Consider the following 21,143-nt stretch of genomic DNA (forward strand, 5'->3'; position numbering starts at 1 on the left):
AGGAAATGAAAATGAAAAACCTTAAACTTACATTGGGCGGGGCAGCCCTTGCCACCCTGACTGCCATGCCACTTTGGGCACAGGATGCCGCAGCCGAGGCGGCACCCGTCGTCAACAACGCCTTTATCTTCAACACCTTGCTGTTCCTTATCGGTGGCTTTCTGGTGTTTTGGATGGCCGCAGGCTTTGCCATGCTCGAAGCAGGTCTTGTGCGCTCCAAAAACGTCTCGATGCAGCTGACCAAAAACATCGCCCTCTTTGCCATCGCCTCCATCATGTACTGGCTGGTCGGCTATAACCTGATGTACCCTGGCGATGCCTGGACCATCGCAGGCTGGATCGGCGGCTTTACCCCTGCCGTGATTAAAGGCGACATCGCCCCCGATGCGGCCTATGCGGTCGGCTCTGACTTCTTCTTTCAGTTGATGTTCTGCGCCACCACCGCCTCCATCGTGTCGGGCACCTTGGCCGAACGCATCAAACTTTGGCCCTTCCTTGCCTTCACCGTTGTCCTGACCGGCTTTATGTACCCGATCGAGGCATCTTGGCAGTGGGGCGGCGGCTGGCTCTCGGCTGCGGGCTTTAACGACTTTGCAGGCTCTACCCTTGTCCATGCAGCAGGCGGTGCCGCGGCCTTGGCAGGTGCGCTGATCCTCGGCCCACGTATCGGTAAATTCGGCAAAGACGGCCGCGTTCACCCGATGCCGGGGTCCAACCTGCCGCTGGCAACCTTGGGCACATTCGTTCTGTGGCTGGGTTGGTTCGGCTTTAACGGCGCATCCCAACTTGCTTTGGGCACCGAAGCCGATGCAAACGCTGTCGCCGTGATCTTTGCCAACACCAACATGGCTGCCGCAGCGGGTGCAGTTGCAGCAATGATCCTGACCCAGCTTATGTACAAAAAGGTCGACCTGACCATGCTGCTGAACGGTGCCTTGGCTGGTCTTGTGGCCATCACCGCAGGCCCGTTGGACCCAACCTTGTTCGGGGCAATCTGGATCGGTGCCATCGGCGGTATCATCGCTGTGGTCGTGGTGCCCTTGCTTGACAAAGCGAAAATCGACGATGTGGTCGGCGCAATTCCCGTCCACTTGGTTGCAGGGTTCTGGGGCACAATGGCGGTGCCATTCTATACCGAAGGTGCCAGCTTTGGCGCGCAGATCCTTGGGTTCTCGGCTGTCGCGGGCTTCATGTTCGTCGTCTCGGCTGTGGTCTGGGCCATCCTGAAGGCGACAATGGGCCTGCGCCCAACCGAGGAAGACGAGATCATGGGCCTCGACAAAGCCGAGCTTGGCCTCGAAGCCTACCCCGAGTTCCGCGCCTAACCCACGCCCAAAAACGGCAAAAGCCCGGACCAAGCGTCCGGGCTTTTTGCGTCTCCCAATGCACCGTCACCCCCGCACACGGTAGCGCACAAACCCTGCCTCTGTTTCCCCCAACCGCTCCAGCACAGGCGCGTCCAGCGCCGCCACAAACGGCGCCGCCTTGGGCGATGTTTCAAACACAAGGCTGGTGTCGGGCATCGGCGCGAACCGCCAATTCGCTTCGGGTTGAATAGTCAACGGCGATGCCGCAGCGATTTCATTCAGCAACACATTGCGCACCGTGACCGATGTTTCAAATACCACTCTGGCCGAACCAGCCCCGCACAGCGCCCCATAGGTGCTGGCGCGGTAATTGTTTGTCGCCACCACAAACTCGGCCGTCAAATCAATCGGCTTTTCCTGAAAGCGCAGGTCGGTAATCCGGTGGGCCTGATCATCCACCAACGCCCCCAGCGTCGAATAGCGGGCAGGTTGGGTCGGGTCGATCTGATAGGTCAGCCCCAAGATCACATCAAAATTATAAGACGGAAACGCATCGTTCAGCAGGGGCTGGTCCTGTTTGCCCCGCTCGATCCGGTGAAACGCCGCCGCAGATCGTTCCAGCCATTCCAGAATATCCGCGCCGCGCAGCCGCATCGCGCAAATCGTGTTGGGAAAACAATACAAATCCGCCACGCTGCGCTGATACATCGGGCCTGCGGGAATGTCGGTGTAATGGTCCGGCCCCGCCCATCCGCCAACCTTGAACGGTGCCGCCGCTGACAAAAGCGGCAAGCCCTCATGCGCGGTCCCTGCCAATTGCGCCGCCACATACCGGCGCTGGGCGCGGCAAACAATCTGCACCGTCATGCAATCCTTGATCAGCGCGAAATAGCTGTGCAAAGGCCGCGCCGTCGCCCCCACCGGAAAGCGCATATAGTCCAGCGTGGCATCATGTTCCTTTTGCGCGGCTTTCAACACGCGTTGCACGGGCTTGGCCGGCACATGCTTTACCCCCTTGGCAACGGGCAGGGCCTGCCCGCCCCCGCCCAGCACCAACCACCGCCCCCCATTGGGCCCCGCCTCGCGCCCCAACTTCAGGTCAACGACCCCCAGATGCGACCCCCAAAACCCTGCCATCGCGGTGGGTGTACCGTCCACCGTACCGCGCGCGACATCTATCCCCGCAACGCCTGCGAACTGCGCCGATGGAAACAGCATATGCGTATGCCCCGCCAACAGCGCATCCACCCCCGGCAATTGCGCCAAGGGTCGGGCCGCATTTTCCATCCCGTCATAATGCCGCGCCTCCCCTATCCCGCTATGCGCCAACACAATCACAACATCCGCCCCCGCCGCCCGCATTTCGGGGATCAGCGCGGCCGCCGTCTCAACCATATCCCGCGATTGGATTGCCCCGCGCAGCACCGTTTCATCCCACGTCACGATCTGCGGTGGCAACAGCCCCAACACGCCAATCTTGATCGGATGCACCGCCCCGCCCGCGCAGGTCATCATCCGGTCCAACAGAACATAAGGCGGCAACAGGCGCACATCACCCGCCACATCGTCTCCGCGCTTCACCAACGCATTGGCACACACAACCGGAAACCTGGCCCCCGCCACCGCCGCCTGCAAGAACGGCAAACCATAGTTGAATTCATGGTTGCCCAACGTCGCCGCATCATAGCCCAGCACGTTCATCGCCGCGATCACAGGGTGCAAATCCCCCAAACGCATCCCGCGGTCATAGGCCATATAATCGCCCAACGCGCTGCCTTGCAGCATATCGCCGTTGTCCAGCAGAACCGTGTTCGGTGTCGCTTTGCGCGCCGCTGCAATCACCTGCGCCGTATGCGCAAGCCCCAAGCCCTCAACGGGGCGGTCATTGTAATAGTCATAGGGGAAAACCTGCGCATGCAGATCCGTGGTCTGCAAAATCCGCAAATGGGCCTGATCCTCGGTCATTTCGACTGAAAAATGATGCGGGCTACGTTTCACTTGGTGACAGCTCTCCAATGGACCGAACGCTATGGGTAAGCCCACAACCAACGCCCCCAACCTACCGAATCATCTCGGGCGGTTCCACCTCTGGAAGCAATTACAATATATTTTTTCAGCTCTGGGTTGTTTTTGTCGATTCCCGCCGATTGGCACCTCCAGCCGTCCCCGCGACACGATTGCCTTGGCACAGCCTGCGTGGCATCACCGTGCCAAACAATCAAACGGGGCAGCTATGATTTTGACAGACACATTGGTCTTTGCAGGCTCGGCGCTCGACCGCGCGGCCCATCTGCGCCACGATCCGGTAAAAATGGCCGATCTTTTGGCCAATGGCGGGCAGGTTTTGCCTCTCTGGCGCGGCAAACCCCTGATCGTGGGCGGCACCAACCTCGCTTGGGTCCCCGCAGGCCACCCCGTTCTGGCCCACGGCACCGACCCTGTGTTTCTGGGCCTTGATGATGGCATCGCCCGCTTTGCCACCGACATTTCCGATTGGTCGCCCGAAGCAGGGGCCGAGGCAGTCGAGGTAGGCTTCTTCGACTCCTCGGCCCAGTTTCACCCCGGCCTGCCCGACACCCACGCCTTCCTTGAACTGCGCGGCGTGATGACCCAACTCACCCCCCGCGCTGCCGAATTGGTCGCCACCGCCAAGGCCGTTCTGCATTGGCACCGCAGCCACCGCTTTTGTGCCGTCTGTGGCGCGCCGTCCAACCCCATCAACGCAGGCTGGCAACGGGCCTGCGGCACCTGCGCCGCCCAACATTTCCCCCGCACCGACCCCGTGGTCATCATGCTGGTTCAGCGCGGCAATAAACTGCTGCTGGGCCGGTCCCCCGGTTGGCCCGAGGGCATGTTTTCCTGCCTTGCAGGCTTTGTCGAACCCGGCGAAACGGTCGAGGCCGCAGTGCGCCGCGAAGTGCTGGAGGAAACCAATATCACCGTGGGCGATGTGCGCTATGTCGCAAGCCAGCCGTGGCCATTCCCCGCATCCTTGATGATGGGCTTTATTGGCGACGCCACCAGCGATGACATCACCATCGACCCGGCCGAACTCGAAGCCGCGATTTGGGTCACGCGCGAAGATATGATGGACATCATGGCAGGTCAGCATCCCACAATCCGCCCCGCCCGCAAAGGGGCCATCGCCTATCACCTCATCGCGCATTGGCTTGCAGATACGGCACGTTAACTACATTGCGGCAACAAAATCCGATGGAACGCCCGTATCGCTGCGAAAATACCTATACGAGTCCGCGAAAAACCTGCACATAAACTGGGCAGAAGCCGAAAACCGGCCAAACTTCAAGGAACAGGCATGAAACTTAGCGCAAAAGAAGATATCGAGGCCCCGATCGGTTTCGTCACCTCTGTCCTGACCGATTTTGATATGTGGGAACGCGCCGCCATGCGCCGTGGTGCCGATGTGGATCGTCTCGACAGCCTGCGCAAGCCGGGTGCCGGCATGGAATGGCGGGTCGGTTTTGACTATCGCGGCAAGAAACGCAAAGTCGAATTGAAACTGCTTACCCTGACGCCAGATCAACGCCTTGTGTTCGATTGTATGGCTGCCCCCGCCGAGGCTATTTTGTCCATCGACATGGCCGAAATGGGCCCCCGCCGCACCCGCGTGGTGGTCACTCTCGACATCAAGCCCCGCACCTTGGCCGCACGCTTGTTCCTGCAATCCTTGCGACTTGCCAAGGCCAAGGTCGCCCGCCGCTTCTCGCGGCGCCTGTCTCAAACCGCCGCAGACATCGAAGATCGCTACAAGGCATCGCAAGTCGGGGTGTAAAGGGCAGGGGCCTGCGCCCTTGCCGCAAGGGGCAAGTGTTCGCTGTCGCGTTCAATTTTGCCGCGAATTCCAACGCAGCTAATCCCAACCGCAAGCGGCGTATTGGCGGGGGGGCAGCCACGGTTCACCCAATGGCTGCGGCTCTTTTGAACAGCCGGCATATTTTATGTCGAACCGCGCAGCAGGGCCGCTTTCAAGCGGTCGGCCCAAGACGTGCCTTTGGCCTCAACTTTCTTAAGCGGCTGCAAAATTGGGCCATCAGATACGGGGTTCCCAAAAATGTCTGTAACAGCCAAACGATACCCCTGTGCATCGGTTCCGTCGATAACACTCTGATATGCAGCGACGATGTCATTGACCGCACTGCTGGCATCGCCAACTGAATCAGGGTGGCGATAATGCAGCTTTATGGCTTCAATTGCTCTCGTGCCATGGCCCTCTGAAATCAGACTTGCCCATTTTAACGCAGCATAGCGGTCCGCATGTTCATGGTCGCTGACAAGCTGCGAAAATGGTTTGGTCGCAACGGCACGCCGCGCATCGTCCGCCATAGAAAGGATCGAGTCAAATACCATCCGACTGGATTTTGTGACGTCAGTCAGTCCCTCAGACCATTGGCGCTCTGCAATGGGTAAGGCAGGCACTTTAAACGCTGCGTTGGATCGAAACGAAGGCGGCCTCCCTAGATTGTAATGAAGCCCTTTCGCTCGCCAATTGATCGGGTCAACCGCCATTGGTTTGATGCCCATTTCGACCCGTAGATGGTTAGAAAGGCCGTCAGGTGTTGTGCCACCTGTGACAAACGCAGTCAGATACCAATCGCCTTCAACCTTGAAAACCCAAGCAGAATTGCGCTTCCAGCCAGTACCTTTCATCAAGGCATTCAGGGCTTTGATTGTGTGGTCTTTAAATCGCTGCCCGCATTGTTGACGTTGATAAAGTGTCATTTCGGGGGATGGGATGATCGGTTTTGGCGCTGGGGTCATAGACGGACTCGCAAATTTCATCCCTTGGCATGCTAGCGGTGCGTCTCACCCTTATCAACTCTTGCTGCGCCGATCTCTCGTTATGATGCAACGGCGCCAAGTAACGCCCCCTTCACGACAACACAACGATGTCCCGTAGGTCGGGGTTCACCCCGACTCCCGCCCCCCCCCACCGCGCAAACCCGTCTGCGGTCGCAGGTTAATATTTGGTTACTGGTTTTTATAATATATCATAAAATCAAATTGTTACCAAAATGACCGCGCGCGGACATATCCCTGTCCGCGCGCCGCCTCCCATCTTTACAGCCCGCCAAAAAACGTCGTCACGGCATCAATAACCGCCGCATGATCGGCCCTCCGCTCGTCGCGGCCCTTTTCACAAACAAAGGCATCTTCCGGCTCTTCTTCCTTCAAAATCTCAAACCCAGCCTCGGTGCACAGCCCCAAAAAATCGAAATGCGCCAGCGTTTCGGGTTCCAGATACGTCACCCCCTTCGGCAGCATTGCCACCAAAGCCCGCGATTCAATATCCAGATCCAACCCCTGAATATCCTCTGGCGCGCCAATCACCAGAATCGGGTGCGCAACGGCCGCAAGACTGGCCTTGGAAAAGCTCTGCGTGCCCCCCAAATCAAACACCGCAAACCCCGCTATCCGCGCATCCCCCAAATCGCCCTGCATCGCCGCAAGGTCCTCCGGCGACTTTCCCACGCCCCACCCGTCAAACAGCCCGCACACCAATTCCCCCGGATGCCCCGCACAAAACGCATCAAACTGCGCCCCGTCATACCGACCACCGGCAAGCGCGACCGCCGTAAACCCGCCCAGCGAATGCCCCGCTATGAAAATGCGCGCAGGTTCCACCACAGCCCCAATCCCCGCCCCGCCCAGCACATAATCAATCACCCGAGAGATATCGCGCGGACGCTCCCACAGCATTCGCCGCTGGTCGGGGTCCTTGTCAAACGTCGTCGTACCGGGATGGTTCACCGCCGCCACAATATATCCATCCTCTACCAAAGCCTGCGCCAGCCATGCCTGATTGTTCGCATTGCCAAACATCCCATGCGACAACACCACCAATGGGTGCGCCCCGCCCACCAATCCGGCATCCCGCACCACCATCACTTGGTCCCAAACCTTATTGCCATGCGCGGGCACCTCGGCCCCTTCCTGCATCGTCGGATACCAGACATACCCGTCCAACGGCCGCCCCGCCGCATCCTCAATCTTGAAATCCACCACCCCCGTGCGATAGGTCTCCGCCCAAACCCCGCTGGCAAAACTCATCAGAACAAAGGCGGTGGCTGCAATATGACGTTTCATGATACGACTCCGAATGTTGTGGGTTGATGCCTATCACTTCGGCCAAGACCCCAACCGAAACAATGGGTTGATCCCCTGATCGCTGTCCTGAAACCTGATCAAGGACACTGACAGCAGGATCAAGGACAGGTAACGTGCCGATATGATGGTGTTCCCGCTGCCGCTTTTGACCTTTGTGATGGCCGCCGTTGCAGGCGCGCTGGTCTGGCGGATAGATTTCGGCCTTACGGTCGCGCGCAATCTCTTTGCCGCCTTCTTTGCCATCGTCGCTTGCGGTGCGCTGCTCGTGGGCCTGCGCTTTGGTTACGGCGTCGAACAGCTTATCCCCTTGCAACGCGCGCTGCCGCTTTTTGGCGGGCCACTCCTCTACCTCGGCTTTGCCGTCCTCGCCACACCCAGCCTGCAAACCCAGCGCCTGATTGCCCTGCATCTTGGCATCGCTGTGGCCGCCGCAGCTTTGCCCAACACGCTGCTTGGCTGGGCGGGTTTGGACAGCGTCATCGCCCTCAGCTACAGCGTTTACGCCGCTGCAATCTTCTGGCTTTGGCGCAAAGGGCAAAACAACCTCGTTCGCGCCCGCCTTGAAATGGTGGGGGCCTTGCACCGCGCCATGCTTTGGGCCGCAGGGTTCTTGGTCGCGATGGTGCTTATCGACACCGCCATCGCCATCAGCTTTGCCCTGCAACGCAGCGATAAGGCGGTGCAACTCATTTCCTTCGGCTCCATTGGGTTGATCGGCCTCATGCTTTTGGCCATCATCACCGCCGCCAGTTTCGGCGCGGCCCGCAAACCGCAGCCCGCCGCTTTGGACCTTGAGGATGACATGGCAACGCTGGAACAGGCCGCCGCCGTCTTCCTCACCTCGACCCAGCTTTACCTAGATCCCGCGCTGTCCATCGACCGCCTTGCCAAACGCATGCACGTCCCCATGCGCAACCTATCCGCCGCGATCAACCAGACCAAGGCGATGAACGTCTCGCAATATGTCAACGGCTTTCGCCTTGCCCACGCCGCCCGCCTTCTGCGTGATACCGACCAAAGCGTGACCGACATCGCCGCGCAGTCCGGCTTTCTGTCACGTTCGAATTTCTATCGAGAGTTCCAGCGCAGCTATACCCAATCCCCCGCCGCGTATCGGCTGGGGGGCGAGGGGTGAACGCCAAGCTTTGATGGCGCTCACAAGCCGAGAGCGAGATGTTCGGTTTCAAGCGGGCCTGAATGACCGCACTGCGGTGGGTGAGCTCGCTGAATATGCCTCTATGGCGGCTCTTGCCGAACCGTTCAACAAACGGTCGTTTTTGGGAGGCCGTGCAGATGCGGCGAATGGCGGCTTGGAGCCCAGAATCACCGATGCTGCTACAATCACCAATGCCTGCTCTGGGGACATGCCTTAGCATAGCCCCCAGCTGGATAGATAAATCTCTAACAGTGGATTCTGATATAGCACGAACAGTGCTATCAGCAGCACAAGGAAAAATACTCCTGCGATCACTTGGAGGATCGAAGGCCCGCTCATGACACCGCCCTTCGCTGTGCCAGCGTGCGTTCCGTGATCGGCCAGTTCAGAACAGCCGCCAGAATGCTCAACCCAATCGCTATGCCCCACGCAATATCGTAGCTACCGGTCCGGTCATATAGCCAGCCGCCCAGCCAGCCGCCAGCAAATGATCCAAGCTGATGGGCGAAAAAGACGATACCCGCCAGCATCGACATGTGCTTGACCCCGAAAACAGCGGCAACGGTTCCATTTGTCAGGGGGACGGTGGAGAGCCAGAACAGCCCCATTGCCGCGCCGAAGATGTAGGCGGAAGTCGCTGTCACCGGAAGGAGGACGAATGCTGCGATGGCGGCTGCGCGGCCAAGGTAAATCCATGATAACAGCATCGGCTTGCGCATGCGCCCGCCCCAGAGCCCTGCGTAGTAGGTGCCAGCGACGTTCACCAATCCGATCAGGGCCAGAACGATCGTCGCGACGCCGCTGCCCACGCCTTCGTCAGCAAGAAAAGCAGGAAGGTGAACGGCGATGAACACAACTTGAAAACCACAGGCAAAGAAACCGAGGGACAACAGCCAAAAGTCGCGCTGTCCAAAGGCATCGCGTAGAGCTTGGGCGAACGACACGTCTTCATCCGCGCTGGCGATAGGCGCGGGAACGCGGCGGATGCCGAAGGCGAGCGGGAAGATCGCGAGGGCCAGTATGGACAGGACGACCAAGGCGGTTTGCCATTCGAAGGCAACGATCAGTCCAAGCGAGATAGGCAACATCGCAAACTGTCCAAAAGAGCCCACGGACATGGTGATCCCCATTGCAAGCGATCGCCGTTCCGGTGCCACAAGGCGACTGATGGCGGCAAAGATCACCGGGAATGTGGTGCCGGACAAGCCAAGCCCGATCAGAACGCCCGCGCCAAGGATGAACACGGCTTCACCGCCGACAACACTCATCGTCCAAAGACCCGCCGCATAGAGCACAGCACCGATGGCTACGATGGGCTTGGCCCCGAAGCGATCCGACAACATGCCGGTGAAGGGCTGACTGGCCCCCCACACGAGGTTTTGCAGCGCGATGGCGAAGGCGAAGGTCTCGCGCCCCCACCCCTGATCCATGCTCACAGGTTGCAGGAAAAGCCCGAAAGCGTGTCGCACGCCAAGGGAGATCAAGAGGATCAACGAGCCACAGACAAGCGCGACGCCTGCCCCGTGCCACTTTTCAACTGTTTGCGTCGTCATGTCTTGTCTCCCATCGCCTGTTCTTCTTTGCCGGTTTGATCGACCACACGGTCCAAGACAGCCAATGTGTCCGCCCCGATGATCTGTGAAAATTCTTGCTGAGCTTGTTGCCAAAGAGGGACCGCCTCCCGCAGCTTTTCCTGACCGGTGCGGGTCAACGACACCTGACGCGCCCGAGCGTCCTCGCCGGTTCCAATCTCGACAAGGGTCTGCTTTTCCAGAACGCGCAGGTTGCGGCCCAATGTGCTGCGGTCGAGCCCAACTATCTCGGCCAGTTCGGTGATCGAGATGGCCTTGGCTGCCTCAATCCGCCGCAGCAGTCGGAACATCGTGACCTTGATGCCGGAGGGGGCAAGCACCGCGTCGTAGTGAGCGGTGCTTTGCGCTGCGGCCTGCCGAAGGGCTGTGCAAATGCATCTATCATCCATATTGCGGGTATATACCCGCGTTATTCTTCAAGCAAGGCGTATTTCGCTTCGGAGAAGCAATCGGCCTTGAAGTGCTGACATCGGTCTGAGCAAACTCAACGACAGCAATGTCCCGATAGCGGTCATCAGTATATGTTCCAAAAACCCTCCTTTTTGGAACGTCCCCAAAAGGGCCTGTTTTCCGGTGCCAAAATGCCCGTTCAAAACTCAAGCTGTTGTTGAACGATTTTTGCCTCTCATGGGTTAGAGGGCATTCGTGCGCCGCGCAGCATAGGTTACATTGGGCTCTTTCCAGACTGTCGGTGTACTTGCCTGAATACGTCATAACCATCGCTCACGGTGTGAGTGTCCAAAGCGATGACTGGTGCCGCCGCTAAAAATCCACGCGTAGGCTGCGCATAAATCGTGAACCTTCACCGTAGGGTGGGGTTCCAGCCCACCGCACAACGCCGTCCGCGTTCGCGGGTTAATATTTGGTTACTAAAAAATGCATTATTTCACTAAATCAAAGACTTGCAGAAATGACCGCGCGCGGACATTTGCCTTTGTCCGCATTCAATCCCGCCGCGGATCCGCCGGATAGACCCCCACAATATCATGTTCTGATGTGAAAAATTTCAGCTCTTCCATCGCCAATTTTACATTCGCATCCTCGGGGTGGCCTTCAATATCGGCATAAAATTCCGTGGCCGTAAAAGACCCGCCCACCATATAGCTTTCCAATTTTGTCATGTTGATACCATTGGTCGCGAATCCCCCCATCGCCTTGTAAAGCGCGGCCGGAATATTCCGGACCCGAAAGGTAAAGGTTGTCATCATTTTCTGGGCGCGGCGCGAATGATCCGCCTCGCGCGACATCACCAAAAATCGGGTCGTGTTGTTGGATTGGTCCTCGATTTGCCGCGCCAGAACATCCAGCCCGTAAATCTCGCCCGCCAATTCCGATGCCAGCGCCGCCAGCGCGGGCTCGCCTTTTTCGGCAACAGCCTTGGCCGACCCCGCCGTATCCGCACCCGTCACCGCCGTGATCGCGTGGGTTTTTAAAAAGTCGCGGCACTGGCCTAAAAGGACCGTATGGCTCATCGCCTGCTTGACCTGCGAAAGCTGGGTTCCCGGCACGGCCAACAGGTTGATATGAACCCGAACAAAGGCCTCATCTATGATCCGCAGCCCTGATCCGGGCAAAAGGGTGTGAATATCCGCGACCCGACCATAGGTCGAATTCTCGACCGGCAGCATCGCCAGATCCACCTCACCCGACCGGCACGCCTCGATCGCGTCTTCAAAAGTCCGGCAAGCCACCGCCTCCATCCCGGGGCGGGCCTGACGGCAGGCCTCGTGCGAATAGGCCCCTAATTCTCCTTGAAAGGCGATGCGTCCGGTCATTTTAGGCAATCTCCGTCGATAAAAGCGGCATAAGGGCATTTGGTCGCGCTAGTATACCTTGAATTGGAAGGTGGGAAGCGGTTAGAAGCACCCAAAGTGAACGCTGATGTGAGGCGCGACATGTTCGACACGATGACAATGACCAAAGTAGTCGGGGCCGCTTGTGGCTCTCTTCTGGTATTCATGCTGGGGGGCTGGGCAGCTGACGCGCTTTATTCCACCGGCGGCCACGGGGGCGAAGGCGAACAGGCCTATACCATCGATACCGGCGCTGGCGAGGTGACCGAAGCCGCAGCAGAAGGCCCCGCCTTTGCAGAGCTTTATGCATCGGCTGACGTGGCAGCTGGTGAAAAAGTGTTCTCCAAATGCAAAGCCTGCCACAAGGTTGACGGCTCGGATGGCACAGGCCCGCATATCAATGGCGTGGTCGATCGGGTTAAGGGGGCCGTTGCAGGCTTTGGCTATTCGGATGCGCTGCTTGCGATGTCCTCGGAAAGCTGGACACCTGAGAACCTTGACGGTTTCTTGTTAAGCCCAAAGAACTATATGCCCGGCACGAAGATGAGCTTTGCAGGCTTGCCGAAACCGGCGGACCGAGCAAATCTGATCGCTTGGCTGGCAACACAGCCGTAACTTTTTCGTCGTTTTCTTTTGACACATTCGTAGTGCCGCCAGAAAGTTGTTCAAAGGCCGTCCCCTGGGGCGGCCTTTCGTGTTTTTCGGACTATAATCACGCAAACGCAACTTGTTGCGGCTAGGGGTTACATTCTAGCATGACCCGCAAGAATGCGAGACGCAGCAGGGAGTATGAGATGCCAGTGATTGAAACAGCGATCCCGTCCAAGATTACGCAGCGGGCCGATAGGTTGGCTAAGCTTGGGCTGATGGGTGGGGCCGTCATGTTGGCGCTGGCAGCCGCAACGGTGGCTGCGAATGCCGAAACCACTATCACGGCCCATGGCATTTCCACGTTTGGCGAGCTGAAGTATCCAGCAGATTTCAAGCATCTGGACTATGTAAACCCCGACGCGCCCAAAGGTGGCGAGATTTCGGAATGGACCTCGGGCGGGTTTGACAGCATGAATCCCTATTCAATCAAGGGGCGGTCTGCGGCGCTGTCTTCGGCGGCGTTCGAATCGATCCTTGAGGGCACGGATGATGAGGTGGGGGCCAATTACTGCCTGCTGTGTTCCACGCTGGAATACCCCGAAGATCGGTCTTGGGTCATTTTCAACCTGCGCGACGATGTGATGTTTTCGAACGGCACGCCAATGACGGCCGAGGATGTGATGTTTTCTTACGAGGTTTTTTTGGCCAAGGGCCTGACCGATTTTCGCACTATCTTTGCCACCAAGGTCGAGAAGGTTGAGGCGCTTGATCCGTTGCGGGTAAAGTTCACCTTTAAGGCGGGCATCCCCACTCGGGATTTGCCGCAAGACGTGGGCGGGCTGCCTGTCTTGTCCAAGGCGCAATATGAAGCCGAGGGGCTGGACCTTGCCGAAAGTAACCTTACGCCCTTTTTGGGCACGGGCGCCTATGCTCTGGGGTCGATGCGGATTGGCGAGTCGGTGACCTATAAACGTAACCCCGATTATTGGGGCAAGGACCACCCGCTGCGGGTTGGCACCAACAACTTTGACAGCATTCGTATCGAGTATTTTGCTGACTATGACGCGGCATTCGAAGGGTTCAAAGGCGGCAGTTATACGTTCCGCAATGAGGCATCTTCGATCAAATGGGCGACGGGGTATGATTTTCCGGCAGTTGAAAATGGCCATATTATAAAGGCCGATCTGCCATCGGGGCAAAAATCGACGGGGCAGTCGTTTGTATTCAACCTGCGACGCGAAAAGTTCCAAGACCCGCGGGTACGTGAGGCGATAGGGTTGATGTTCAACTTTGAATGGTCGAACGCCACGCTGTTTTACGGGATTTATGACCGGATCAATTCATATTGGGGCAACAGCTTTATGGAGGCAACTGGTGTGCCATCGCCCGAAGAAGCGGCGCTTTTGCAGCCGCTGGTCGATGAGGGTTTGCTGGACGCGTCTGTTTTGACGGATGAGGCCTTGATGGCCCCTGTTTCGGGTGACCGGCAGTTGGACCGTGGCAATTTGCGCAAAGCATCGGCCTTGCTGGCGGATGCGGGTTGGATTGTTGGCGACGATGGGATGCGGCGCAACGACAAAGGCGAGGTGTTGCGCATCGAGTTTCTGGAGGACAGCCCGACCTTTGACCGCGTGATAAACCCCTTTGTCGAAAACCTGCGCAGTCTGGGTGTCGATGCGGTTTTGACGCGGGTCGACAACGCCCAGATGGAAGACCGCACCCGCCCGCCGAAATACGACTTTGATATCACGAACCATTTCGCCCAAACGGGTTATTTTTCGGGGACCGAATTGAAGCAGTATTACGGCGCTGACACGGCGGATGTGTCGTCATTCAATGCGATGGGGCTGAAAAGCAAAGCGGTGGACCGGATGATTGATCTGGTGCTGGCAGCAGATTCACTGGAAAGCCTGACCACGGCAACCAAGGCGCTGGACCGCGTGATGCGGTTGGAACGCTTCGGTATTTTCCAATGGTATAAGGGCAGTCATACGGTTGCTTATTACAATATGTATGAGCATCCGCAAACGTTGCCGCCCTATGCACTGGGCGAATTGAGTTTCTGGTGGTACAACGCGGAAAAGGCAGCCGCGCTAAAGGCGGCAGGCGTGCTGAAATAACAATAAAAAACGGCAGGTAAGCAGTATGGGTGCCTATATCCTTCGGCGGTTGTTGTTGATCATTCCCACCTTGTTGGGGATTATGATCATCAACTTTGCGATGGTTCAATTCGTGCCAGGCGGCCCGATTGAGCAGATTTTGGCACGGCTGGACGGTGGCGGTGACGCGCTGCAAGGAATTTCGGGGTCGGGCGATGCTGGCACTGAAAACACTAGCGGCAGCGAGTATCTGGGCGCGCGCGGCCTGCCACCTGAATTTATTGCCGAGTTGGAAAAGCAGTTCGGGTTCGACAAGCCGCCGTTGCAGCGATTCCTTGATATGCTGTGGAACTATGCGCGGTTTGATTTTGGCGAAAGCTATTTCCGGTCAATTTCCGTAACGGATCTGGTGCTGGAAAAGATGCCGGTGTCGATCAGTCTGGGACTATGGTCGACGTTGATTGCGTATTTGGTGTCGATCCCTTTGGGCATTCGCAAAGCGGTGCGCGATGGTACGCCGTTTGATACATGGACATCGGGCGCTATCATCGTGGCCTATGCGATACCCGGGTTTTTGTTTGCAATTCTGCTTTTGGTGCTGTTCGCGGGCGGGTCCTATTGGAAGATTTTCCCGCTGCGCGGCCTGACATCCGAGGGGTTTTCAGACCTGTCGCTGATGGGAAAGGCGCTGGATTATATGTGGCATATGGCGCTGCCGATACTCGCTTCCACTATCGCGAGTTTTGCCACCCTGACCCTGCTGACCAAGAACAGCTTTCTGGATGAGATTGGCAAGCAATATGTGATGACCGCCAAGGCCAAGGGGCTGTCGGAAAGTCGGGTTTTGTACGGGCACGTTTTTCGCAACGCGATGCTTATTGTGATTGCGGGGTTTCCGGCGGCGTTTGTGTCGATCTTTTTCGGGCAAAGCCTGATTATCGAGACAATTTTCTCGCTGGATGGTTTGGGGCAGATGGGGTTTAAGGCCGTGGTGGAACGCGATTACCCCGTGATGTTTGGTACGCTTTATGCTTTTGGGATCATGGGGTTGCTGGTTGGGATCATTTCAGACCTGATGTATGTTTGGATTGACCCGCGCATTGATTTTGAGGGGCGCGGCTGATGGCTCTTTCCCCACTGAATCAACGCCGCTGGCGCAATTTCAAGGCCAATCGTCGGGCGTTTTGGTCGCTGTGGCTGCTGTTGGTGCTGTACGGGCTGTCACTGTTTGCCGAGGTGCTGGCAAATGACAAGCCGCTGCTGGTCAGCTATCGCGGGGATATTCGCGCGCCGTTTTTGCAGTTTTATCCCGAAACCGCCTTTGGTGGCGATTTCCGGACCGAGGCGAAATACCGCGACCCCGAGGTGCGTTGCCTGATCCGGTCAGGCGGGGTCGAGGCGTGTCTGGATTATCCTGACGCGTCACTCGCCGCGTTGGAGGCGGGCACGCTTGAGGGTACGGAAATGGGCTGGGTTTTGTGGCCGCCCATTCCGTACAGTTTTAACACCATTAACGATATCGGCCGCGCGGCCCCCAGCCCGCCCGATACGAACCATTGGCTGGGGACAGATGATACCGCGCGCGACGTGACGGCAAGGGTTATTTACGGCTTCCGGCTGTCGGTGTCGTTTGCACTGATCGTGACATTTCTGACCTCGGTCATCGGGGTCGCGGCAGGGGCTGTGCAGGGGTATTTCGGCGGCTGGGTCGACCTGATTTTTCAGCGGGTGCTAGAGATTTGGGGATCAACCCCCAGCCTTTACATCATCATCATCGTCGCTGCGATTTGGCGGATGAATTTCTGGCTGCTGGTGGGGTTGATGGTGCTGTTCGGTTGGACGTCGCTTGTGGGTGTAGTGCGGGCCGAATTTCTGCGCGCGCGGAATTTTGAATATGTCCGCGCGGCCCGCGCACTGGGCGTATCGGACCGCGTGATCATGTTCCGCCACGTGCTGCCCAATGCGATGGTCGCCACGTTGACCATGCTGCCGTTCATCATCACGGGCACGATTGGGTCGCTGGCGGTACTGGATTTCCTTGGCTTTGGTCTACCTGCATCCGCACCGTCGCTGGGAGAGTTGACCCTGCAAGCCAAGCAAAACCTGCAAGCGCCATGGCTTGCGTTTACGGCATTCGCTGTGTTCGCGATCATGTTGTCGCTGCTGGTGTTCATCTTTGAAGGCGTGCGCGATGCCTTTGACCCGCGAAAGACCTTTCAATGACTGAAACTGTTCTATCCGTAGACAACCTGAAGGTCGGCTTTCGGCAGGATGGCCGCGTTATTCAGGCCGTCAAAGGCGTGTCATTCACCGTGGCCAAAGGCGAAACCGTGGCGCTGGTGGGCGAAAGCGGGTCTGGCAAATCGGTCACAGCACTGTCGACCGTGTCGCTGCTGCCCGCTAGTGCCGAGGTGTCGGGGTCTATCCTGTACAACGGCACCCAGATGGTCGGGGCGCCCGAGGCGGATTTGCGGCGTGTGCGCGGCAACGACATCAGCTTTATTTTCCAAGAGCCGATGACCAGCCTGAACCCGTTGCACACCATTGAAACCCAATTGGCCGAAAGTTTAGACCTGCACCAGGGCCTTGATGGTGCCGCAGCGCGGGCGCGAATTTTGGAGCTGCTGGATAAGGTTGGCATTCGCGATGCAGAAAGCCGTTTGGGGGCGTATCCGCATCAGCTGTCGGGTGGGCAACGCCAGCGGGTGATGATTGCGATGGCGCTGGCCAACGGGCCGGAATTGCTGATCGCGGATGAACCTACAACGGCACTGGATGTGACGATTCAAGCGCAAATCCTTGACCTGTTGGCCGAGCTGAAGCGGGCCGAGGGCCTAAGCTTGTTGTTCATCACCCATGATCTTGGTATCGTCCGCCGCATCGCTGATCGGGTTTGCGTGATGCAAGGCGGCGAGATTGTGGAGCAAGGGTCCACGGCGGAAATCTTTGCCAACCCGCAGCACACCTATACCAAAACGCTGCTGGAGGCCGAACCCAAGGGTCGCCCCGAATCTGCGCCGGAGTGTGGCGAGGAAATCGTGCGCACCGAAAATCTGCGCGTCTGGTTCCCCATTCATCGCGGGTTTCTGCGCAAAGTCGTGGGTCATGTGAAGGCGGTGAACGCGGCCAGCGTTTCTGTGCGGGCAGGCGAAACCTTGGGCATTGTGGGCGAAAGCGGGTCGGGGAAGACCACGCTTGCGCTAGCGATTTTGCGGTTGATCCCGTCGGATGGGCCGATTGTGTTGATGGGCCAGAATATTCAAAACTGGCCTGCCAAGCAAATGCGCGAGCTGCGCAAGAAAATGCAGGTAGTGTTCCAAGACCCGTATGGCAGCCTGTCGCCGCGCATGACCATCGAACAGATCATCGCCGAAGGTTTGGGTGTGCATGGCACCGCCAAGGGGCAAGACCACCGCCAAATGGTTGCCGATATTATGACCGAGGTGGGTTTGGACTCGGCCACAATGGGCCGTTATCCCCATGAATTTTCGGGTGGGCAGCGGCAACGGGTGGCAATTGCCCGCGCGATGATTTTGCGTCCGAAACTGGTGCTTCTGGATGAACCGACCAGCGCCTTGGATATGACTGTTCAGGTGCAAATCGTGGAATTGCTGCGCGATTTGCAACGCAAACAGGGCTTGGCCTATCTGTTTATCAGCCATGATTTGCGGGTTGTACGGGCCTTGGCGCATAAGGTCATTGTTATGAAGCAAGGCGATGTGGTGGAGCAAGGGATTGGGGCACAGGTGTTTGACGACCCGCAGACCGACTATACCAAAGCCTTGATGGGGGCAGCGTTTGGGCAGAACACCACCAAGGGGCCTTGATGAAAATTCTTTTCGTGCATCAGAATTTTCCGGGCCAGTTTTTGTATCTGGCCCCAGCTTTGCAGGCGCGGGGGCATGAATGCCGTGCGCTGACGGATGTGGTGAACAAACGTGATTTCAAAATCCCATTTTCTCGCTATCGCCACTATGCGCCTGCGCCTGACCCCAAGGCCACGCGGTTGGGGCGCAATTTCACCCAGATGTCGGATCGCGGGGTATCGGCTGCGCGGGCTTGCTTGCAATTGCGTGACAAGCATGGCTATCGGCCCGATGTCATCTTTGGCCATTCCGGTTGGGGGGAGACGTTGTTTTTGAAAGAGATTTGGCCCGAAGCCAAGTTGATCGTCTATGCCGAGTTTTACTATCGCGGGGTGGACCGCGATGTCGGTTTTGACCCTGAGTTTTCGCGGGCAGGGTTTGATGCAGTGATGACAGCGCAGGCACGCGCCGCGCATTTGGGGCAATCCTTGATGCATGCCGATGCGGGGCTTTCGCCGACCCAGTGGCAAGCCAGCACCTATCCGCCTGCATTGCAGCCACTGATCAAGGTGATTTTCGACGGGGTGAATACCGAAGTGATGGCCCCGAACCCCAAGGCCAGTATGAAGTTGCCCAATGGCAAGGTGCTGTACGCAGGCGATGAGGTGCTGACCTTTGTAAACCGCAATCTGGAACCGTACCGCGGCTATCATACGTTCATGCGGGCGCTGCCTGATGTGATGGCGGCGCGGCCTGCAGCGCAGGTGGTGATCGTGGGGGGAGATGACGTCAGCTATGGGGCTGCGGCCCCTGCCGGTCAAACGTGGAAACAGATGTTTCTGGATGAGGTGAAGGACCGGCTGGACCTGAGCCGCGTGCATTTCCTTGGCAAAGTGCCCTATGCGCAGTTTGTGGCGCTGATGCAAATCAGCCGCGCGCATGCTTATCTGACCTATCCGTTCGTGTTGTCTTGGTCGATGCTAGAGGCGATGTCGGCGGGGGCATTTGTCATCGGGTCAAAATCGGCGCCCGTCGAGGAGTTGATTGAAGACGGCGTGAATGGTCGCTTGGTTGATTTCTTTGATATCAAGGGGTGGTCAGACGCTTTGACCGAAGCGCTGGCAGAGCCAGAGCGGTTTAAACCCCAGCGCAATGCCGCGCGGCAGACTATTTTGGACAATTACGACCTTCAAAATGTCTGCATGCCGCGCATGGTTGATTACGTCGAAAGTTTTGGACCGAGGTCTTAGACCACAAAACCTTAAACCGCTGCCGAATGCTGTGCCTTGGCGTGATCATAGGCGTCAAAGGCGCGGGCAATCATGCGGGTCAGTGGGCGCGCGCGGGGCGGGATGGCAAAGCCGTCATCCGTTACAGTCACCATATCTCCAAAGGTTGCCTTGGCCGACTGGAACATCGTCTCTACCGCCTCGGGCGAAGTGTCGAAATCGCGCAGCAACTCAGTCTTGTCTATGCGGAAATCACACATCAACGCCTCGATTATCCGCGCGCGCAGCAAATCCTCGCCCGCAAAGATATGGCCGCGATGCACCGAAAAATGGCCGTCGCGGATCGCCTTGGTGTGGGCTGCGGTTGCACTGGCGTTCTGGGCAAACCCTTGCGGAAAGCGCGAGATGGAAGACGCGCCAAGCCCGATCAGGGCCGCTGCGGTATCATCTGTGTAGCCCTGAAAGTTCCGGCGCAGCGTGCCATTGGCTTGGGCAATCGCCAAGCCATCGGTGGGGCGGGCAAAGTGGTCGATGCCAATTTCGCTATAGCCATCCCATGCAAACAATTCCCGCGCGGTATCAAACAAAGATAAGCGATCTTCCGCACCAGGTAGCTTGTCGGACGGAATAAGCTGTTGGCGGCGGCTCATCCAAGGGACATGCGCATAGCCGTAAAGCGCCACGCGGTCAGGTGACAAAGTCAGCAACTTTTGCACCGAATCGGCGATACGCGCGTTTGTCTGATTTGGCAGACCATACAGAATATCCGCATTCAGGCTGGCGATGCCGCGATCACGAATCATATCCACAACTTGTTTGGTCAGCTCATAGCTTTGTTCGCGTCCAATCAACTTTTGGATTTCGGGATCAAAGTCTTGTACCCCGATAGAGGCGCGGTTCATCCCCGCAGCGGCCAGCGCATCAAGGCGCTCGGAGTCGACTTCGTTGGGATCAATTTCTACCGAAAACTCGCCACCCTTTGCCAGCGGCACGGCGTCGAATACTTGATCGGCAAGGCCGCGCATCAGGTCGGGCGACAAAAGCGTAGGCGTGCCCCCCCCCCAATGCAGACGTGAAAGGGTAACGCCGGGGGCCAAATGGCGATGCAAAAGCGCGATTTCCGCCTTTAACATGTCGGCATAGGCCACAACGGGAGCATCCGAGGAAGTTCCCTGCGTGCGGCAGGCGCAGAACCAACACAAGCGGCGACAGAACGGCACATGGATATAAAGCGAGATCGACGCACCCGCAGGCACCGCCTCTATCCATTCGGCAAACTGTCCAGGCCCCACGCCCGGCGCGAAATGCGGCGCGGTAGGATAGCTAGTATAACGGGGTGCGCGCGCGTCAAATAGTCCGAGCCGCTTGAGATCTGATTGTATGTTCATATTTGGAGCATTGCCGTATACACTTTTGCAGAACATTGACACAGATCAAATCGAGA

At 57.8% G+C, this 21,143-nt stretch carries 18 protein-coding genes; 11 read left to right on the forward strand and 7 right to left on the reverse strand.

All coding sequences use genetic code 11. The annotated features are described in order from the left end of the window. Positions 1-11: 11 nt before the first annotated feature. Positions 12-1,325, forward strand: coding sequence for an ammonium transporter (amt, locus tag G560_RS0110765; protein ID WP_028913988.1), 1,314 nt, complete (start codon positions 12-14; stop codon positions 1,323-1,325). Positions 1,326-1,391: 66 nt separating this feature from the next. Here the strand turns inward: amt and G560_RS0110770 are convergent, their stop codons facing one another. Beyond that, the gene (locus G560_RS0110770) at positions 1,392-3,305 is read right to left on the reverse strand and encodes a bifunctional 2',3'-cyclic-nucleotide 2'-phosphodiesterase/3'-nucleotidase (protein ID WP_231575916.1); all 1,914 of its coding nucleotides are present in this window, start codon (positions 3,303-3,305) and stop codon (positions 1,392-1,394) included. A gap of 235 nt (positions 3,306-3,540) precedes the next feature. Between G560_RS0110770 and nudC the strand changes: the two genes are divergently transcribed. Continuing rightward, positions 3,541-4,497, forward strand: a complete 957-nt coding sequence (gene nudC, locus G560_RS0110775) for an NAD(+) diphosphatase (RefSeq protein ID WP_022704319.1) — start codon at positions 3,541-3,543, stop codon at positions 4,495-4,497. Between the two features lie 126 nt (positions 4,498-4,623). Continuing rightward, positions 4,624-5,100 carry an SRPBCC family protein gene (locus G560_RS0110780; RefSeq protein ID WP_022704320.1) on the forward strand — a complete coding sequence of 159 codons (477 nt, stop codon included), beginning with the start codon at positions 4,624-4,626 and terminating at the stop codon, positions 5,098-5,100. Positions 5,101-5,264: 164 nt separating this feature from the next. Here G560_RS0110780 and G560_RS0110785 read toward each other — a convergent pair whose 3' ends face one another. Continuing rightward, entirely contained in the window at positions 5,265-6,047 is a 783-nt protein-coding gene (locus G560_RS0110785; protein WP_162140859.1) for a hypothetical protein, read from the reverse strand. 339 nt (positions 6,048-6,386) lie between these two features. Then, positions 6,387-7,412, reverse strand: coding sequence for an alpha/beta hydrolase family protein (locus tag G560_RS0110790; RefSeq protein ID WP_022704322.1), 1,026 nt, complete (start codon positions 7,410-7,412; stop codon positions 6,387-6,389). Positions 7,413-7,554: 142 nt separating this feature from the next. Between G560_RS0110790 and G560_RS0110795 the strand changes: the two genes are divergently transcribed. Both G560_RS0110795 and G560_RS0110800 read left to right on the forward strand, forming a co-directional pair. After that, entirely contained in the window at positions 7,555-8,568 is a 1,014-nt protein-coding gene (locus G560_RS0110795; RefSeq protein ID WP_022704323.1) for a helix-turn-helix transcriptional regulator, read from the forward strand. A gap of 13 nt (positions 8,569-8,581) precedes the next feature. Beyond that, a complete protein-coding gene (locus G560_RS0110800; protein ID WP_022704324.1) occupies positions 8,582-8,806 on the forward strand; it encodes a hypothetical protein in 225 nt (74 codons plus the stop codon). Between the two features lie 118 nt (positions 8,807-8,924). Here G560_RS0110800 and G560_RS0110805 read toward each other — a convergent pair whose 3' ends face one another. The 3 genes from G560_RS0110805 to G560_RS0110815 all read right to left on the reverse strand — a co-directional run bounded on the left by G560_RS0110805 (position 8,925) and on the right by G560_RS0110815 (position 11,956). Next, positions 8,925-10,082, reverse strand: a complete 1,158-nt coding sequence (locus G560_RS0110805; RefSeq protein WP_231575917.1) for an MFS transporter — start codon at positions 10,080-10,082, stop codon at positions 8,925-8,927. Between the two features lie 56 nt (positions 10,083-10,138). Next, on the reverse strand, positions 10,139-10,570 hold the full coding sequence (locus tag G560_RS19050; RefSeq protein WP_022704326.1) for a MarR family winged helix-turn-helix transcriptional regulator: 432 nt from the start codon (positions 10,568-10,570) through the stop codon (positions 10,139-10,141). Between the two features lie 555 nt (positions 10,571-11,125). Next, entirely contained in the window at positions 11,126-11,956 is an 831-nt protein-coding gene (locus G560_RS0110815) for a prephenate dehydratase (protein ID WP_022704327.1), read from the reverse strand. A 120-nt stretch (positions 11,957-12,076) separates the two neighbouring features. On the opposite strand from G560_RS0110815, the gene G560_RS0110820 reads away from it, so the two are divergent. The 6 genes from G560_RS0110820 (at position 12,077) to G560_RS0110845 (ending at position 19,720) form a co-directional block, all read left to right on the forward strand. Further along, complete coding sequence (locus G560_RS0110820) at positions 12,077-12,589, forward strand: c-type cytochrome (RefSeq protein ID WP_022704328.1); 513 nt, start codon at positions 12,077-12,079, stop codon at positions 12,587-12,589. A gap of 251 nt (positions 12,590-12,840) precedes the next feature. Further along, complete coding sequence (locus G560_RS0110825) at positions 12,841-14,685, forward strand: extracellular solute-binding protein (protein WP_231575919.1); 1,845 nt, start codon at positions 12,841-12,843, stop codon at positions 14,683-14,685. 25 nt (positions 14,686-14,710) lie between these two features. Continuing rightward, the gene (locus G560_RS0110830) at positions 14,711-15,787 is read left to right on the forward strand and encodes a microcin C ABC transporter permease YejB (RefSeq protein WP_022704330.1); all 1,077 of its coding nucleotides are present in this window, start codon (positions 14,711-14,713) and stop codon (positions 15,785-15,787) included. Continuing rightward, entirely contained in the window at positions 15,787-16,887 is a 1,101-nt protein-coding gene (locus G560_RS0110835; RefSeq protein WP_022704331.1) for an ABC transporter permease, read from the forward strand. Before G560_RS0110830 ends, G560_RS0110835 begins: the two co-directional genes overlap by 1 nt. Continuing rightward, positions 16,884-18,491 carry an ABC transporter ATP-binding protein gene (locus tag G560_RS0110840; RefSeq protein WP_022704332.1) on the forward strand — a complete coding sequence of 536 codons (1,608 nt, stop codon included), beginning with the start codon at positions 16,884-16,886 and terminating at the stop codon, positions 18,489-18,491. The genes G560_RS0110835 and G560_RS0110840 overlap by 4 nt, the downstream gene beginning before the upstream one ends. Further along, a complete protein-coding gene (locus G560_RS0110845) occupies positions 18,491-19,720 on the forward strand; it encodes a glycosyltransferase (RefSeq protein ID WP_022704333.1) in 1,230 nt (409 codons plus the stop codon). The genes G560_RS0110840 and G560_RS0110845 overlap by 1 nt, the downstream gene beginning before the upstream one ends. 11 nt (positions 19,721-19,731) lie before the next feature. Here the strand turns inward: G560_RS0110845 and hemN are convergent, their stop codons facing one another. Beyond that, positions 19,732-21,087, reverse strand: a complete 1,356-nt coding sequence (hemN, locus tag G560_RS0110850; protein ID WP_022704334.1) for an oxygen-independent coproporphyrinogen III oxidase — start codon at positions 21,085-21,087, stop codon at positions 19,732-19,734. Between the last annotated feature and the right edge of the window lie 56 nt (positions 21,088-21,143).

Origin of the sequence: Pseudorhodobacter ferrugineus DSM 5888, assembly GCF_000420745.1 — a bacterium.
GTDB lineage: Bacteria > Pseudomonadota > Alphaproteobacteria > Rhodobacterales > Rhodobacteraceae > Pseudorhodobacter > Pseudorhodobacter ferrugineus.